Source organism: Thalassotalea sp. G20_0, assembly GCF_017744175.1.
GTDB lineage: Bacteria > Pseudomonadota > Gammaproteobacteria > Pseudomonadales > Endozoicomonadaceae > Endozoicomonas.
The window spans coordinates 1-16,316 of the sequence record NZ_JAGHQV010000068.1 but is presented as its reverse complement, the minus strand read 5'-3'; the positions used below and the strand labels follow the sequence as shown (position 1 = coordinate 16,316).

Sequence of the window (16,316 nt, the reverse complement as noted above, 5' to 3'; positions counted from 1 at the left end):
TTCCATGACCTGAAAGCAAAAGGAGTATCGGATCATGAAGGACTGGTATCCGGACACAAAACCCTGGAAGCCAAGAAGGTTTACATCCGTAAAACACAGGAAGTCAAAGGAACGAGATGAAGAAAACAAAGGTACAAAAAAAGACCATCTCAGGCCTTTTTTTTATGCGACTATTGTCGAGCAATAATCATGAACCAAAGTACTATTAAGAGGCTATTTTTTTGGCCGCTTTTTTTTGGGAATTTTTTTGGGAAACGACCATGTCAGTCTATTCCAAAATTCCCGTAACCCATTGATTGGTGCCGAAGACGAGACTCGAACTCGTACGCCCATACAGGCACTGCCCCCTCAAAAACGCTTGGCACTCTTGTTTTTCAACAGGTTAGGAAGTTATTTTTTGGGTAAAACGGAAGAAAGCATTGATTTCTTCTTGCTATTTCAGCCTGTTTTTTTGGAACTAAAAAGGTAAGGCAAATAAGGGCTCATGGCTACTCCACCAAAGCCCGCCACTCTGCCAGTTTCTCTTCCAAATCCGCAATATGCCCCTCCAGCCCCGCCAGCTCCTCTTCGGAAATATGCAACCGGTCCCGAACATCATGGTGACGTTTTACCCTCCGCCGCAGAACCGATAGCTCTTCCTCGGCCACCATCACCCGCACCATCATGGACGGGATGGAGGAGTAACTGATCTTGCCCTGGTTGTTTCGGGGTACCTGGGCCAGATGAATACGATCCATAGCAAGGTCTCCTTTGATATCGCTTCTGCTGAACCGGAGCGCAGCAGACGATTGAATAGAAGACAATAGTACTAAGTTAAGAATCCTTATCCCATCCCCCAATGTGGGAAAAATGGCATTGGCCTTGCTTAAGCGTTTGGGATGATGGTAAGTATTGATACGTATCAATGTTTGCAGAATGCCTATGGTTAATAATCGCGCACCGTCAGCAATCAGGATGTCCTGGCAATAGCCCCATTAATAAAATGGCTGCGTTTCATTAGCCCCCGGTTCTGGCTGACAACAGCAGCACTCTGCAGCGCCATGCCATGCTGACTGAGCATATGCCTGAGCCAGGGTTCAACCGACTCCGGGTCGAGGGACTTCTCCACTTTCTTGCGGCACTTTTTCCGATCCTCTTCCTGCTCATTGCCCAACCAGGGATGATCCACCCAGACACGGGTAGAAAGATTCAGCCGACAATTAAATTTGCGAACCTCACCGGTCACAAAATCAATCGCCTGCTCCTTAACCTTGCTCACAGCCCCCAATGGCGGTTGAGAAGAACGAACCAGCAAAACAGTGCCATCACCACCATCACGAATGGATCGCCACAGCGGCCGTGCCGCCTCTTTATTCAGCCCAAGGCCAGCGCCACAAACCACATCCATCACTTCCTGGTGCAGTTTATACATCTCAAATGACGGCGTTTCACTGCGCACCAAAAATTCATACACCATCTTTAAACCCTGAAAAGCAATATTTGCCACGGAGACACGGAGGCACGGAGAAAAGACAAAAAATGCTTTTCCTCCGTGTCTCCGTGTCTCAGTGGCAAAAAAAACTACCCGCAAACTCGAATCAACTGAAGTTTTTCATGGGGATCAGCAGGCAAACGTCTGGCAATCGCCAACGCTTCGGGATTGGCCGAGAGAAACGTATGCAGCCCTTCATCATCAGGCGCTATACGACCATGGCAACTGTTAACGATAAAACCCTGCAGCTTATTACAGCCACTTTTATCGGCCTGCTGCATCTCACGTATGGCCTGTAACAGCTCCGTATTAATCCGATACACCAACTCACCGGAACAGACCTGAATCTGCGCCTTGCTCAGGGTCAGTTTCAGGTTCGCCACCAACTCTGCTTTCTTCCGGCCAATATCCGAAATGTACAACAGTGGAAACGCCTCCTCACTGAGTTCAGTAATCAAGTGGCAAGCATACTCCATGGCACCTTTACCACTAACCTGGTGCAACTCAAACAGCGGCCGGGTCGCTACCCTGAGTCGCTTATCCCACCCGGGATTGGTTAACAAAAGGTTCTACTGTTGCGTCACCATCAAACCACAACCAACCAGCATACCCAGCTTACCGGGGACCAGTGGCTTTTCAGCCGTGCCCTTCTCAATACCCATATACTGGTAGGAACCATGAAACAGGGCATTACAGGGAGCGCAGATGGGAACATCCGTTCTCAGATAGGTATCGATTCGCGGTTGATAATAAGGCACCACCCATTCACCTGATGGCCCGCCACAGCAATAACAGCTGATGGCATCGTCACTTTCGCGGCTGTCCACAAGCTGCATTTCATTCGCCATCTGGCCGGTAACCTGCTGCCAGAGAAAATCTATACCATCCATTACCACTGCCAGGGGAGTTTTAAAAAAAATGGGGGAGTTTACATGAATTTTATAGGTTTTGTCGGAGGAAAAACGCTTCCCGCCGCCCGCTAGCCGCTGCCCGTAAAAGCACCACGCTTATCTTTTTCGGGAAGCGTGCGGCGGGAAGCGGGTAGCGTTCTTTTTAGGACTAATAACCCATAACACACAACTCATCACTGTATAGAAAAACATCGTCTAATAATTCACAAAACAAATAGACATCTGTATTTATCTTGAAAGCAAAAACGCAAACTTCGCATTACCCCTTGCGCTACTATGTATAAAAGCAGCCCCCTCTCTCGTAAAAAACAACGCAAATTGAGTAGAAACACCCATAAAACCGTCAATTTCCATACATTGCATAATCGTAAAGCTTACGTAAAATAATTCCGGTTTATAGATAGGTCTAATCAGACCTGCTGTCTTATATCTACATCTCTGCAAATAGTGAATCCGCAGTCATGCTGCTGGGTTGATTGTACGTAGTCAGCACTAGCAGAGAGTTCGGTGGTACACACAGCTTAAGGCTGTAGTCGCAACCAAAACGCTGACAACCACAATCTAAACTTGGCTGTTTCGGTATATGCCCTTTTGAAATTCGATGGGCGGTAGCGTGGGGGAGACCCTGCAACACCGCAGACTGCTGTAATTTCAGGTTGTTTTTGACCACAGCAACCGGAGCAAGCCACTTCCGACCAACACCATCAGCAGATAACCATAAATGGAACTAACGATATTCAAAGCGCTCGCGGCCTTTGCGCTATCCTTTGGCCTGATAAAATTGCTGAAACCGGTCTCCAGGAAAATAGGCCTGGTGGACAAACCCGATGAGCGAAAACACCATGAAAGCGCGGTCCCCCTGATTGGCGGCCTGGTCATTTACCTCACGCTATTAATACTCGGGATGCTCTTTGTTGCCAACAGCACCGCACTGATCGCTTATTATATTTCTGCCGGCATGCTCACCCTGGTGGGGGTATTTGATGACCGGTTTAACATCAGTGTCCGGCTGCGTATTCTGGCTACGTTTATTGCCGCCGGGATTATGATGTATTTCGCCGGGACCATCTTCACTAACCTGGGCAATATGTTCGGTTTGGGAGATGTGGTGATGCCAATCTGGCTTGCTGTGCCGTTCACCCTGATTGCCGCCTTTGGCATTGTCAACTGCATGAATATGATCGATGGCATAGATGGCCTCAGCTCCGGCATTGCCATTATTGCCGTGGCCTCAATTTTGATCACCCTGGACTTTACCACCCGGCTGAAGGCACCCATCATTGTTTTTATCGCCGCTATTCTGGCCTTTCAGGTGTTTAACCTGCAGCTCTCCAGCCGCTTGCACAAGGTCTTTATGGGCGACGCTGGCAGTATGATGATCGGATTTACCCTGATTATGATGATCTGTTACTGCACCCAGGCCACCGCTACCCGTGGGCCCCGATTCGAAGCGGTGACCGGGCTGTATTTTCTTGGCCTGCCACTGATCGATATGGTCTCCACCGTATTGCGCCGTATGAAAAAAGGAAAGAACCCCTTTAAGCCAGACCGGACCCATGCTCACCATATATTTATGCTTGCGGGGTTCAGCCCAAGGCAGACGCTGGTGATTATGCTTTGTATTGCGGCGTTGATTAATGGCATGGGCATTCTGCTGAATGAGCTGCAGGCACCCGCCTGGTTGCAGTTTGGGCTGTTTATTTTGCTGTTTGTCTTTTATTTTCAGGGGATTCAGCATGGGTTCAAACTTAGCCATCTGTTGCAGAAGGTGCATGGTGAGCGAGTTGCTTCCTGATTTTTTATGTCCAGCTGAAAGACCCGGTTTTGTTTTTATTCTCTTGCCTTTGAGCTTGAATCTGTATCCAAATGGATACACACTTCCTTTATGTACTTGCTCAAGACGACTGACCACTTCGAGAAGTGGCTGAACAAACTCAAAGATAAGCTGGGCAAAACTCGAATTCTGGCTTCTCTGAAATTGCTGGAGCAGGGGCACATCGGGGACTGGAAATCAGTTGGAGGCAAAGTGTCAGAGCTTCGGGTGCGCTATAGGACAAGGGGGCAAGCTATAGAATTTACTTTGCCAGGCAAGAAGACATCATCATCGTATTACTCAATGGTGGTGACAAGTCCAGCCAGTCCAGGGACATTGAAAAAGCGAAAGCAATTTTAAAAAATCTGGAGGCATGACATGAGCAGGAAGCTAAAGACCTTTGATGCATCAGAATATCTTGACGACAGTGAAACTATTGCAGAGTACCTGAATGCTGTCATAGAAACCGGTGATCAGGCTTTGCTCTTATCGGCTATTGGTGATATCGCCAAGGCAACCGGAATGCAGAAGATCGCCAATGACTCTGGCCTTGGTCGGGAAAGTCTATACAAAGCCCTGGCACCAGGTGCGAAACCAAGGTTTGAAACCGTGTTCAAAATTCTTCAGGCTCTGGGAGTAAGTTTGAAAATCAGCTCTCAGCATTAGTGATATTCTGGTAACGAACAATGTATCGCATAATCAGGGGGCGGGGTTTCGTTATGCACAATGAAAGATCTCACCCCGGTTTTTAATTGACCTGCTTACTGACACACTTTCGAACGATCCGGCCTACGGTTGTATAGTGCAGGCCAATGTAGTTGGCAATGTCGCCCAGGGTATAACCGCCGGACTTAAAAGCAGCGACAATCGCTTCATCTCGCAGACTGGCAGCTTCAAAGAAAGAACCTAAAGATGGTGGTGACTGTCGCTTCTGTTTATGGGGCACTTCAGAAAGAATCACCTCCCCTTTGGGCTTAAAGGCCAGCTGTTCATTAATGAAATTATCATCACCCAGATATTAACGCCGACGCCCTCAGCAACAAACCGGGCAAAACAGAGAATAGCTTCCTCACGGTCGCTAGGAGGCTGTCCGAGAATAGCGCCCGTAGCGAGGATGGCAGAAAATTGAGGATAAAAATTCCGTTTTGTGAGGTGAATAGCGGGGCTATTTGCCGAACAAAACGGAATTTTTAGACCAATTTGCTGCCACCGCAGTAGGGCAGTCTATTCTCGGACAGCCTCCTAGCAAAAAAGCGCAGCGTGGCATCGGTGGCCAGCCAGGGTATCGAGAAACAAATTAAAGTCGGTGTCTCCACGGTAAATAGCCCTGTGCTCATTGCCTCGGGAAGACACATGTTAAAGCGCACCTGAATACTCAATTCTTAGTGGTCTGATCATTTCCGGTTATCTCATTTTTATTGATGGAACTGGAAAGGTAGACCATCAGAAATGCACAATAAAAGACCCCGGCTTTCTCGCTGAAGAACAGGGTTGGGCTGCCCTCCCCTGTAAGCGGCCATGCCCTCCGGTTGATGATTCGGTAAATGCATTAACCGAAGTACTGAAAAGCTGGTTAGGAGGAGCCACCATTGGCCCCCGCTCTGTACTATGGAATTGTCCCGAAATAATTTCGGCATTTTGAACCCGGTCTCCGTTCATCCTGAAGCTTGTCGAAGGGTGATTGGCACAATACATAAGGCCGGAGTTCACGCCTTTCGACAGGCTTGGATGAACGTAGTTTTGAAACTCTGAAATATGCAAATTATTTCGAGACAATTCCTATGCCTGCCAGCACAGTCTACAGGTGCCTGGCTGGCTGCTACTATCCTGCGAGGACCATCGGCTTGTGCAAAATACTGAGTGCGACCCGACCGTTGAAGAGTGATTAGCTCAACTGCCTAAAGGGCAGAGGATAAGGAAAAACAGGCGTGAATATCAGAAGTTCGCACAGCAGATAACGGCAAACTGGCCTGTGGTCAAAACAATTTGTTCTCAGGCAGAAGCTTTTGAAGGTGGTTTGCTTGCTGCTTTATGATGGTAGGGTTTTGTTTATTCTGAAAGTCAGGGTGTGTTCAATGGGTTTTCCTGATCGGAGGGCATTTGTTGAGCAATCATCAAGGCCTGCCGCGGTTTTTTCCCGGTTTTTGTGTTGTCAAGAATCAAAACCTGACCCTGATTTTCCCGGTTTTCTGGCATTCTGCTCAAAGATCACTTGTAATAGACAATGGAAGTCATAGCCAAGAGCACACGGGAGAACAAATGATCGACTTTGGGAAATTCAAACAGTCCCTAACTCTACTGGAATCACAATTTGGCCATTGGCACACTCTGGATACCTCCTTACCAACATGGATTCAGGAAGCGGTTTCTGAATCGGTTATCCAGCGCTATGAAACCTGCTATGACTGCTTATGGAAAGTCCTGAAGCGCTACCTGAAAGAAGGCCTTGGACTGCCTGATGTGCCTAACAGCCCAAAGCCACTGTTTCGGATAGCCAATGAAAACAACTTGCTAACATCTGATATTGCCCAGTGGCTGATATACGCAGACACACGCATTGGAACCTCTCACGACTATGATGGGGAAAAGGCAAAAGCCGCACTGAAGATAATGGATGCCTTTATCAAGGATGCGGTAAACCTCTATCAAACCATAAGCGGTGAAACCTGGTCATGAAAGCCGCTTTAGAAACACTGCAACTGACTGCCAGCGAGCTAGCGATAACCCAACAGCTATTGAAACGTTATTTACCAAACACCTCCGTTTGGGCATATGGTTCAAGAGTGAATGGTAACGTTCAACCTGCATCTGACCTTGACCTTGTTGCTTTTGCTTGTACAGAACAGTTATTAGCTATTTCCGAGCTTCGGGAAGCCTTTGAAGAGAGTAACCTGCCATTCCGGGTAGACTTGTTTACCTGGGACCAGATGCCAGAATCCTTCAAAGAAACCATCAGAGAACGGTATGTAGTCATTCAAAATGGCCATGACTGAGTGAACCAGTCAATTAACAATGGTAAATGAAATACTTGCCTCTGATTTTTTGTTTTACATAATAAAACAACTCGGTTTTGTTTTTTCTTGTCGTCAAGAATCAAGACCTAATGGAATGGTCCGCCCCGCTCCCAAAACGGCTTCAAATGAGCCAAAATAGAATGAGTTTGGTAGGACATCATTCAAAATAAGAAACGGAGCGAACCATCCGTGGGCAAGATTAACAAATCAGGAACCTAATCAAAAGGCCAGGTTGCTTTTCTCGGAATTGATCTGAGCAAAAAGAGTTTCCAGCTACATGGTGTTGATGCCACAGGTCATGTGGTTATCAAAAAGAAACTTAATCGCAAAGCACTCTTGCCCTTTATTGCTAATCTGCCTCAATGCGCTATTGGCATGGAAGCTTGTGGAGGTTCACACTACTGGTGTCGTAAATTTACTGAACTGGGTTATGACGTTCGCATCATGGCTCCCCAGTTCGTAAAACCATACGTAAAGTCGAACAAGAATGATGCTGAGGCTATCTGTGAAGCAATGCAACGGCCCAGCATGCGCTTTGTACCAACCAAAACGATTGAGCAGCAGGATATTCAGAGCCTGCACAGAATACGCAGCCAGGCCGTGGCCAGAAGGACTGCACTGGGTAACCAGATCAGAGGTTTGTTAATGGAATACGGGGTCATTATTCCCAAGGGCATAGCCTTCATCCGTAAACAGATCCCCCTGGTGCTGGAAGATGCTGAAAACGGTTTAACAGTGTTGTTCCGTGAACTGCTCAGTGGACTGTACGAAGAAATGAAACACCTGGACGAGCGAGTAGAAAAGCTTGAACAAAAGCTCGAAACCATTGCAGCCAATAATGAAGCTTGCAAACTATTGCTAACCATACCCGGCATTGGTTTGCTCAGTGCTACGGCGCTGTTTGCTGCGATTGGTGATATATCAGCATTTAAAAATGGCAGGGAAATGGCTGCTTGGCTGGGCTTAGTGCCAAAGCAACAATCGACCGGTGGTGTGCCCACGTTGCTGGGGATCAGTAAACGGGGCGATACTTACCTGCGAACCCTGTTGATACACGGTGGCAGAACCGTTGTCAGGGTAGCCGATAAACACGACGATCGACGTAATAACTGGATTAAAGAGCTTGACCAGCGCAGGGGCAAGAATATATCAGCGGTGGCAGTTGCCAATAAGAATGCTCGCATTGCCTGGGCTGTGTTAACCAAGAAAGAGCCATACAAGGCAGCAGCATGAACATAGGCATTTCAATATTAAACACTTGTCGTTAGACAAGAAAAGAAAAAGCGGTTAATCAGTGTAAGAAGCCTGCAACGAAACGAGTTGCGTGGATAAAGTTCAAATGATGGCATAAAAGGTAAGACCTGCACTCCCTTGAACCTGACCGGGGTCAGGGCCCGTAGAGGCCGAAGACCTGATGAGGTGGGAGTGAGCGGATTCCATCAGGGCCAGAGGCATTGAGACCTCACCCCAAAGGCCGGATATATGGAAGCATTACTCTTTAGTCATGATGGAAAACTTATCCTTGCAAAGCGGGGCGGACCATATATGACCCCGGCTTTGACCCCGGTTTTATGACCCCGGTTTTACTACTACTACGGACCCCGGTTTTACGGTTTTCCTTTTAAAAATTGAACAATGAAATAATACTGCTAATGTTTGAAACATTAAAGAATACAGTTTTAAAAAACCCTCAAATTAACTGGGCTATTTCAGACCAAATATTAGTAAGCGGGTGTAATTTTCTTAGCGGCATAATTTTAGCAAGATTTTTAGGGGTAGAGCTTTATGGAGTATTCACACTGTGCTGGCTAGTTATACTTTTTTTTAGCAGCCTACAGTTGTCTTCCATCATACAACCAATGATGAGTCTAGCTCCAAAGTATGAGGGTCATAAATCAACGGAATTTTATGGGTCTATGTTTCAGATTCAGATTGCCTGGATTATGATTTACTCTCTAATTATCTTGATAGCTTTACGTTTAAATATTGATTACGCTTTTCTTGACAAAGTAGAGCATCTTTTTAAGCCACTCTTTGTTGTTTTAATCTCAAGTCAGCTTCAAGAATATATGAGGAGAATGTGCTTTTCCACGGGTAAGCGAAATATTGCATTTATTAATGATTCAATAACCTATATTGGTAGGATTGTAATTTTTGCAATACTTTACCATGATAACAATTTAACTATTGATAATTCTTTGTATACAATTGCGTCAACGAACACATTATCAATCTTGGTTACTTTATGCAGTTTTAGAAAGTTAAAATTCAAGTTTCATTATAACTGGATTATCATTAAGGAAAATTTTCATTACTCCAAGTGGTTGTTAGCCTCAGCTTTGCTTCAGTGGACGACTGGTAATTATTTCTTTATTATTGCCGGAATTGTATTAGGGCCTCTAACAGTTGGTGCGATTAAGTCAGCACAAAACATCATTGGAATTACTCATATTTTTTTTCAGGCAATGGAAAACTTTGTACCAGCTCAAGCAACAAGGGCCTTACTTAAAGGAAAAAAAGAACTAAATAGATATTTGATAAGGCTAACCGTATCAGGAGCTATAGGTACAACAATTATTGTGTTTTTAATAGCTATGTTTTCAGAACAATTATTAACATTAATTTATGGTTTAGAGTTTGCTAAATATGGCTACTTATTGAACTATCTTGGCCTTTTATATATTTTGATATATCTAAGCTTACCAATAAGAACAGGTTTAAGAGCCATTGAAAAAAACAAAATTATATTTATAGGATATCTAGTATCAACAGCATTCTCATTACTAGCCGCAAAAACTATTGTCGAAAATTACAATGCGCTTGGAGTAATTTTAGGAAGCATTACAACACAGTTAATGATGCTTGTTATACTAGCAGGTTATTATTTCCGAAAATCAAAATACATTTATTAATTTTGCGGCAGGCTTAAGATTATCAAGAGTTTAATATGATAAGGTGGTCTTCCCAAGAAGTTTTTCTGAGAATCACAATACTCAAGTTAAGTATTCATTCAGTTTCAGTGTGCATTCTTAGCTGCAAGCTCGTTTTCAATGCAAACAATGTTTTTGAATCAGAATTTATATCCACATAATACAGTGATTCAACTTGAAAATATTACAAAGCTTCAGGTAAAGAGAAAGGCGAATTAGTTATTTTATGAAGTATATAAATTTATGTTTTCTAATAATATTAGTATCTTTTTTTCTTCCATCAATTGATCCAATATTTATTAATCTAAGCATTATATCAGCATTAAAATACCCGTTTGTATTTATTGGATTTATTGTAAATGTTGTATACATTATAAATAATGGAGTACAAATAAGAATAGATGAAATATATAAATCAATTATATCTATAGTATTCATATTTTTGTTGTCTGCAATCTTTTCTTATGATGTGGTCATAACCACAACACGTACGATTTCAGCTATGCTGGTGCTTTTTTATCTCTTAACTTATGTCTCAATAGTTTCAGATCCAATAATCCAGTTCGAAAAACTCGGTGTTTTGATTTCAATGTTTACAATACTAACTTGCTATTATGTTCTTGTTAAATATGATCAATCATTGAATATAGCTGGAAACTTTAGAGGTATTTATTATAATTCAAATTTCTTAGGCTTCATAATTTCAGTAGTTTGTATCCCGTCGCTCTATCTTTTGTTTTATAGAATTAAGAGTTCGAATCAAGCATATAAGCATAAAGGAGTTATTGTATCTTTATTGATTGCTTTATTCTACCTGCTAATAATAAGTAAATCTCGATCAGCAATTCTTACAAGCATAATTTTTCTATTATCTTTTTATTGGTTCTATACAGAAAGCAAAAAAAAATATATTGCTAATATAATTGCTCTTTCTATGGTTTTTCTAATTATTTTACTAACATCACCAGAATATAGAAACACAACCCTAGACTACTTTTACAAATATGAAAGCATTACAGGTGATAGAGATATCACAAGTACAAGATACGAAATCTGGAAAACAAGAATTGATTCAGTCTCTCTTAAACCAATACTAGGATGGGGTTATGGCATAAACCCAGCAAAAGTCTCGAACCAAATACAAGATTTAGGACATGGTGATACAGAGAAGGGTAACAGCGTACTGGCTACTATAGAGGAGTCTGGCTTGTTTTTAGGCTGCTTTATTTTGTTTTTATACTTTAGGGTTATTTATATAAATATAAAGGCATTGAGAAGAACCAATAGTATAAATTATGTTGAGCATGCGATTTTAGTTTCAGTTTTAATTGCAGGATTTTTTCATACAAATTTTGAATCATGGCTTTTTTATTTCGGGAATACTGTAGCTATTTTTTATTGGTTATTACTTGTTTCTAGTAGGAAATACTTCACCAAATTACCACAGTCATATTAGCGGCCAATACACCGGCAAATTCAAAACTACTATCATCAATTTAACTTTATAAACCAATGAAAACAGTTATATATATTAATGATGCAGAGATCCTACAAGTTATTGCTAAAGAACTCAATGGACAGTCTATAAGTTATGCATTATTGAGAAAACCTGAGGGGTTACCTGAAAAAATTGAGTCAAATGATATTGACTTCATTATCAGAAATGACCAGCTACGCCATGCTGTGGAAATAGTTGAAAAAGTAGCAAAAATAAATAACTATAAAATAATTTGGCGAAACTCTCTTTCTTATATTTATGGATTAATTCTTGTAAAATATTTTAAAGGATGTATCCGATATCTTAAAATTGATTTTTTCTCAGGTTTCAGTTGGCGAGGTATAGATTTAGTTGATACTAGCAAGCTCCTAAAGTACATTAGTTTCAAAGGCTATATACCCATATTAAATAATGATCATATGATTTCATTGTCATTTTTAAATGATATTCTATACAAAAAGAAATATACTGAAAACAATATCCAACAATACAAAGACGCTATAAAATCAAATAAACTACTTAATGAAGAATTTTTCTTAATAGACTTTTCTTTATTAAAGCTGACAGAGGATGAATTTGCACCTACTGCTAATAGAAGAAAAGCTGTTAGTCAGATAAAGAAGCAAAGCAACTATTATTACTCATTTTTGAAATTTAAGCTTGATGAACATCAACGAAGAAGTAAAATGGGATACCAAATATCTTTCTCAGGCCCTGATGGATCAGGTAAGTCAACGGTTGCTAATTACATATTTGATTTCTTTAAAGAGATTAAACTAACAGAATCACTGGATCATTATTTGCCACCAGGCTTCAAAAATATACATCAACTCAAACTAATCCCTAAAACAAGCCAGGTTAAAAGTCAAAGTTATACTGAACCGTACTCTCAACCACTTGTTTCCAAGCCTCAATCCTTAATTAGACTCTGTTATTATTTGATTAGCTTCTACCTTGGTTATGTTGTTTATGTGAGTAAAATAAAAAAGCTAAACAAAGTGTTAATATTCGATCGGTATTTTATAGATATTATTAGCGACCCGACAAGATCCAGGCTATCTCTGGATAAAAGGTTTGTGAGTAAGATATTTACATTAATAACAAGGCCTGAACTGCCCATTATATTTGTTGCAGATCCAAAATTAATGGTAGAACGAAAAGGTGAACTTAGCCTTGAGAAAGCACTTGAGCTGTATTCAAAATATAAAGAAACATCAGAGGATATAAATGCTTTTTTCTATCAGAATGATGGTACTATCGATAACGCTATTGAATATGTATTTGAAAATATTTTTTCTTTAATGGAAAAGCATTATGAGAAAATATAAAGTCCTTAAATATCATGGAAGGCCTAAGTTTATAACGGCGCTTAATTTGCTTGATACTATATTCATAATAAAACCCCTTAACTTGATTTCTCTTTTTAAACTAGTAGTTAGCTATCTGTTAGCACCGAACCTGAATGGTTGTCAATTAAAAAATCATGTTGATAAAGAATTAATGGCGGCAGACTATTCCTTTGACTTTATTGTCCTTGGGAAGGAGGAGGATTACCAGAAAGCAACTTATATTTATAAGAACACTGAGGAAATAAAGAAAATATTAATATTTAGTAGTCATAAAGAGGCAGATAGTTTTTTATGCAACTTTAAGGAAATGCATGAAGTTCTAAAAAAAGAAGTTCAGAGAGCCGACTATTTAAAAATTGAAAACGTCAAATTAATAACCTTAACCAATAATAAGGTGGAATTGGTTACTGAATACATAGAAGGAATTAAATACAATTGGTTCTTTGTCTTAAAATATCTACCAAATATTTTACAAAAATTAGCCGATGACGATATATCAACAGTCGTTATTAAAGACTTTAAACTACATAATATCGTAATGAAAGGAAGAACTCTGTATATTTATGATTTAGAGACTATTTCGATAGGTAATTGGTCTGACTCTATTCAGTTTTTTATTGATGATTTGAAATTTTATTCTCGGTATGGTTTTTTTTGTTTCTTGCTTAAATTAAAAATGGGTGATTTTAAAGGGGCCTGATTTTGAAAGTTTTACATTTTATTCTGGGTAGAGCTGACCCTAACACCTCGAATGGAGTAAATAAAGTAATTGCAGGGCATGCAAAGTACGGTATTAAGCACGGGCATCACGTAACAGTTATTGGATTAAGTTCATCTCAAAAAAAAGATTATGAACTTATCGAAAGAGATGGTTTTAACGTTCACTCATACCGACTTTTTTTTTCTGGAGCATTTAGAAAGATTCGTGAATTAAGTCACTCTGTTGATCTTATTCATCTCCATAGTGTGTGGAACAACTACAACCTAATCGTCGGATTTTACGCAAAAATTAATGCCATCCCATATATTATTACAGCGCATTCTGGGTTAACTGATGATAGGCTGAAACAAAGTAATTACTTTTTAAAGTGGTTATATCATTCCATATTTCAAAAGAAGTTGTATGATTCTGCTGCCGGAGTACATGCTTTAACTAATGAAGAATCTTCCTGCCTAAGAAAATACATTGGGAACAACAATATATTTGTTGTTGAAAATGGTGTTGAATCTGCCCATAAATATTGTAATCTAGAAAATGCCCATGACAAATTCAAAATTGGCTTTTTAGGTAGGTTGGCTAAAGAAAAAAATGTAAAATCTTTATTAATGTCTTTAGTAGAATTACCAGACAATATAAAAAATAAGATACAGGTTATTTTAATTGGTCCAGCAGAAATAAATTATAAAAAAGAACTTGATTCAATCTTGAATGAGCATGATTTAGACAGTTTAGTGGAGTACCGTGGGGCACTTTATGGTACTGAAAAATTGGAGGCTTTACTTAGCCTTGACTGTTATATACACCCTGCCTTTTCAGATGTTGTAAGTATTGCAGTTATGGAAGCATTTAGTTTGGGTCTACCTTCGATTATTACTCGTACATCTGATGTTAGTTATTATTATAACAGTGGTGCGTTTATCATGGTAGAACCTGATTGTCAAAGTATTTCGAATGGTATTAGATTGTTTGTACAATCACCTGAAAAACATAAATCTATGTCAGAAAGTGCTATTAGCTTAGCTAACAATATTTTCAACTGGGATGTTGTCATTCCAAAATTATTCTCGGAATATGAAAAGTTGATTCATTCATAGACAATATTATTTCTATGAATAAACAACTGCTAACTCCTTATCAAATAATCTCAAAGTGATTAATTAAAATTAACATTTATGAAGCGTATATTGATTACAGCGTATGATGTTGATCCATACAGAGGCTCTGAGTCAGCGACAGGTTGGAACTACCCATTGCACTTATCTAAAGATTACAAAATAACTTTAGTTACAAGGAAGAATAATCTCACTAATATTTTTAAGTATATAAATGAAAATAAAATATCATGCGATAATATTAATTTTATAGGTATGGATCTCCCCTATTGGGCTCGTTTTTGGAAAAGAGGTGCGCGTGGTTCATTCCTGTATTATTACTTGTGGCAAGCCTATATCGCACTTATGCTAAGACCAATAAAACATCAATTTGATCTTTGCCATGCTCTTAATTTTCATTGTGATTGGGCTCCATCATTTTTGTGGTTGCTTGGCAAACCATTTATTTGGGGCCCTATTAACCACAATGAACCCTTGCCAAAATATTATATCGAGAAGCTAGGACTTAAATACAAAATACAAGAAAAAATTAAATTTATTTTCAAACAGGTTTTCTGGGTTTTAGACCCTTTTCTTTTTATTTGTAAGCTTAAAGCTGATCGTATACTTGTCGGTCACGATAAAGTTATAGACAGGCTTAATCTAAGTCGCAAAAAATGCATTCTTTTTAACCAAATTGCTACTAATATGCCCGTAAGTAAAGTTCATAAGAGTTTTGATGGTATATTTTCCATTTTATTTGTTGGTAGAGGTTTAAAAATCAAAAACTACATGTCCGTTATTGAAGGTTTTATAAAAGCATTTGGTGCAAACGTTTGTAACCAGTTCCTAGAGTTAAACCTTGTTGGTGTTGGGAAGGAAGAAGCGCTTACCATAAGAAGATTCGTTAATAAATTAGATAGTAATTTGGTAATAAATGTTGTTGATTGGGTGGAGCGGAAAGAAGTGGATGCTTTTTATAATAGGGCAAGTGTTTTTTGCTTTCCTTCCTACGAGGGTGCTGGCATGGTTATTGCCGAAGCTCTTTCATATTCATTACCTATAATAACTATTGATAGAAATGGTGCATCTCATGAACTGGATGATTCATGCTCATTTATCTTAAGTGGTAATACTTACAATGATGTCATAAAAGGCATATCAGAGTCATTATCTAAGCTAGAAAATAATCGTGCCATATTAAGGAACATGTCTAGAAAAAGCGGTATTCATGCCTTGAATAATTTAACTTGGAGTGTAAAGGCAGAGAGAATAGCTAATATATACTCCACCTTTTAACCCCCCCTTTCCCTATTAGCTTTGACAGATGACATTTGATTCTATAATTCTCTTTGCATGAATTTTTATTAATTTTTATCGAGTTATTATAGTAACGTGAGTTCGACGCTCATAAAGCCATAGGAACCCCTTCAGTCAGCACTGTTATATCAATATGGGGCTTCTTGGGTTGACGGGTATAAGCAATCAGCCCTGCTATCAGATTTACCGCAAAGTTGA

The 16,316-nt window shown here is 40.1% G+C and carries 16 protein-coding genes; 11 read left to right on the top strand and 5 right to left on the bottom strand.

What is annotated here, in order from left to right:
• Positions 1–488 precede the first annotated feature (488 nt).
• From J7438_RS22980 to J7438_RS22965, 4 genes are all read right to left on the bottom strand, one after another.
• Entirely contained in the window at positions 489–737 is a 249-nt protein-coding gene (locus tag J7438_RS22980; RefSeq protein ID WP_209278417.1) for a hypothetical protein, read from the bottom strand.
• 212 nt (positions 738–949) lie between these two features.
• On the bottom strand, positions 950–1,411 hold the full coding sequence (locus tag J7438_RS22975; RefSeq protein ID WP_209278416.1) for a type I-E CRISPR-associated protein Cas6/Cse3/CasE: 462 nt from the start codon (positions 1,409–1,411) through the stop codon (positions 950–952).
• Positions 1,412–1,560: 149 nt separating this feature from the next.
• The gene (locus J7438_RS22970; protein ID WP_209278415.1) at positions 1,561–2,034 is read right to left on the bottom strand and encodes a hypothetical protein; all 474 of its coding nucleotides are present in this window, start codon (positions 2,032–2,034) and stop codon (positions 1,561–1,563) included.
• 6 nt (positions 2,035–2,040) lie between these two features.
• Positions 2,041–2,361, bottom strand: a complete 321-nt coding sequence (locus J7438_RS22965) for a hypothetical protein (RefSeq protein WP_209278414.1) — start codon at positions 2,359–2,361, stop codon at positions 2,041–2,043.
• A gap of 742 nt (positions 2,362–3,103) precedes the next feature.
• Here J7438_RS22965 and J7438_RS22960 point away from each other — a divergent pair.
• Both J7438_RS22960 and J7438_RS22955 read left to right on the top strand, forming a co-directional pair.
• Positions 3,104–4,177, top strand: a complete 1,074-nt coding sequence (locus J7438_RS22960) for an undecaprenyl-phosphate alpha-N-acetylglucosaminyl 1-phosphate transferase (protein ID WP_209278413.1) — start codon at positions 3,104–3,106, stop codon at positions 4,175–4,177.
• 396 nt (positions 4,178–4,573) lie between these two features.
• Positions 4,574–4,861, top strand: a complete 288-nt coding sequence (locus J7438_RS22955) for an addiction module antidote protein (RefSeq protein ID WP_209278412.1) — start codon at positions 4,574–4,576, stop codon at positions 4,859–4,861.
• An 82-nt stretch (positions 4,862–4,943) separates the two neighbouring features.
• Here the strand turns inward: J7438_RS22955 and J7438_RS22950 are convergent, their stop codons facing one another.
• Complete coding sequence (locus J7438_RS22950) at positions 4,944–5,156, bottom strand: hypothetical protein (protein ID WP_209278411.1); 213 nt, start codon at positions 5,154–5,156, stop codon at positions 4,944–4,946.
• 1,298 nt (positions 5,157–6,454) lie between these two features.
• On the opposite strand from J7438_RS22950, the gene J7438_RS22945 reads away from it, so the two are divergent.
• The 9 genes from J7438_RS22945 (at position 6,455) to J7438_RS22905 (ending at position 16,097) form a co-directional block, all read left to right on the top strand.
• Entirely contained in the window at positions 6,455–6,871 is a 417-nt protein-coding gene (locus J7438_RS22945; RefSeq protein ID WP_209278410.1) for a nucleotidyltransferase substrate binding protein, read from the top strand.
• Complete coding sequence (locus J7438_RS22940) at positions 6,868–7,188, top strand: nucleotidyltransferase family protein (protein WP_209278409.1); 321 nt, start codon at positions 6,868–6,870, stop codon at positions 7,186–7,188. The genes J7438_RS22945 and J7438_RS22940 overlap by 4 nt, the downstream gene beginning before the upstream one ends.
• A 267-nt stretch (positions 7,189–7,455) precedes the next feature.
• Entirely contained in the window at positions 7,456–8,442 is a 987-nt protein-coding gene (locus J7438_RS22935) for an IS110 family RNA-guided transposase (protein WP_209278418.1), read from the top strand.
• Positions 8,443–8,861: 419 nt separating this feature from the next.
• Entirely contained in the window at positions 8,862–10,121 is a 1,260-nt protein-coding gene (locus tag J7438_RS22930; protein ID WP_209278408.1) for a lipopolysaccharide biosynthesis protein, read from the top strand.
• Between the two features lie 244 nt (positions 10,122–10,365).
• Positions 10,366–11,595: an O-antigen ligase family protein gene (locus J7438_RS22925; RefSeq protein ID WP_209278407.1), complete on the top strand. Its 1,230-nt coding sequence runs from the start codon at positions 10,366–10,368 to the stop codon at positions 11,593–11,595.
• Between the two features lie 56 nt (positions 11,596–11,651).
• The gene (locus J7438_RS22920) at positions 11,652–12,965 is read left to right on the top strand and encodes a hypothetical protein (protein WP_209278406.1); all 1,314 of its coding nucleotides are present in this window, start codon (positions 11,652–11,654) and stop codon (positions 12,963–12,965) included.
• Positions 12,952–13,686, top strand: a complete 735-nt coding sequence (locus J7438_RS22915) for a hypothetical protein (RefSeq protein WP_209278405.1) — start codon at positions 12,952–12,954, stop codon at positions 13,684–13,686. Before J7438_RS22920 ends, J7438_RS22915 begins: the two co-directional genes overlap by 14 nt.
• Positions 13,687–13,688: 2 nt before the next feature.
• Entirely contained in the window at positions 13,689–14,801 is a 1,113-nt protein-coding gene (locus J7438_RS22910; RefSeq protein ID WP_209278404.1) for a glycosyltransferase family 4 protein, read from the top strand.
• Between the two features lie 90 nt (positions 14,802–14,891).
• Positions 14,892–16,097: a glycosyltransferase family 4 protein gene (locus tag J7438_RS22905; RefSeq protein ID WP_209278403.1), complete on the top strand. Its 1,206-nt coding sequence runs from the start codon at positions 14,892–14,894 to the stop codon at positions 16,095–16,097.
• Positions 16,098–16,316: the final 219 nt, after the last annotated feature.

Coding starts and splice junctions, on each gene's coding strand:
- J7438_RS22945 (WP_209278410.1), top strand. CDS start 6,455: ATGATCGACTTTGGGAAATTCAAACAGTCCCTAACTCTACTGGAATCA.
- J7438_RS22940 (WP_209278409.1), top strand. CDS start 6,868: ATGAAAGCCGCTTTAGAAACACTGCAACTGACTGCCAGCGAGCTAGCG.
- J7438_RS22965 (WP_209278414.1), bottom strand. CDS start 2,361: ATGGATGGTATAGATTTTCTCTGGCAGCAGGTTACCGGCCAGATGGCG.
- J7438_RS22975 (WP_209278416.1), bottom strand. CDS start 1,411: ATGTATAAACTGCACCAGGAAGTGATGGATGTGGTTTGTGGCGCTGGC.
- J7438_RS22915 (WP_209278405.1), top strand. CDS start 12,952: ATGAGAAAATATAAAGTCCTTAAATATCATGGAAGGCCTAAGTTTATA.
- J7438_RS22930 (WP_209278408.1), top strand. CDS start 8,862: ATGTTTGAAACATTAAAGAATACAGTTTTAAAAAACCCTCAAATTAAC.
- J7438_RS22960 (WP_209278413.1), top strand. CDS start 3,104: ATGGAACTAACGATATTCAAAGCGCTCGCGGCCTTTGCGCTATCCTTT.
- J7438_RS22925 (WP_209278407.1), top strand. CDS start 10,366: ATGAAGTATATAAATTTATGTTTTCTAATAATATTAGTATCTTTTTTT.
- J7438_RS22955 (WP_209278412.1), top strand. CDS start 4,574: ATGAGCAGGAAGCTAAAGACCTTTGATGCATCAGAATATCTTGACGAC.
- J7438_RS22920 (WP_209278406.1), top strand. CDS start 11,652: ATGAAAACAGTTATATATATTAATGATGCAGAGATCCTACAAGTTATT.
- J7438_RS22980 (WP_209278417.1), bottom strand. CDS start 737: ATGGATCGTATTCATCTGGCCCAGGTACCCCGAAACAACCAGGGCAAG.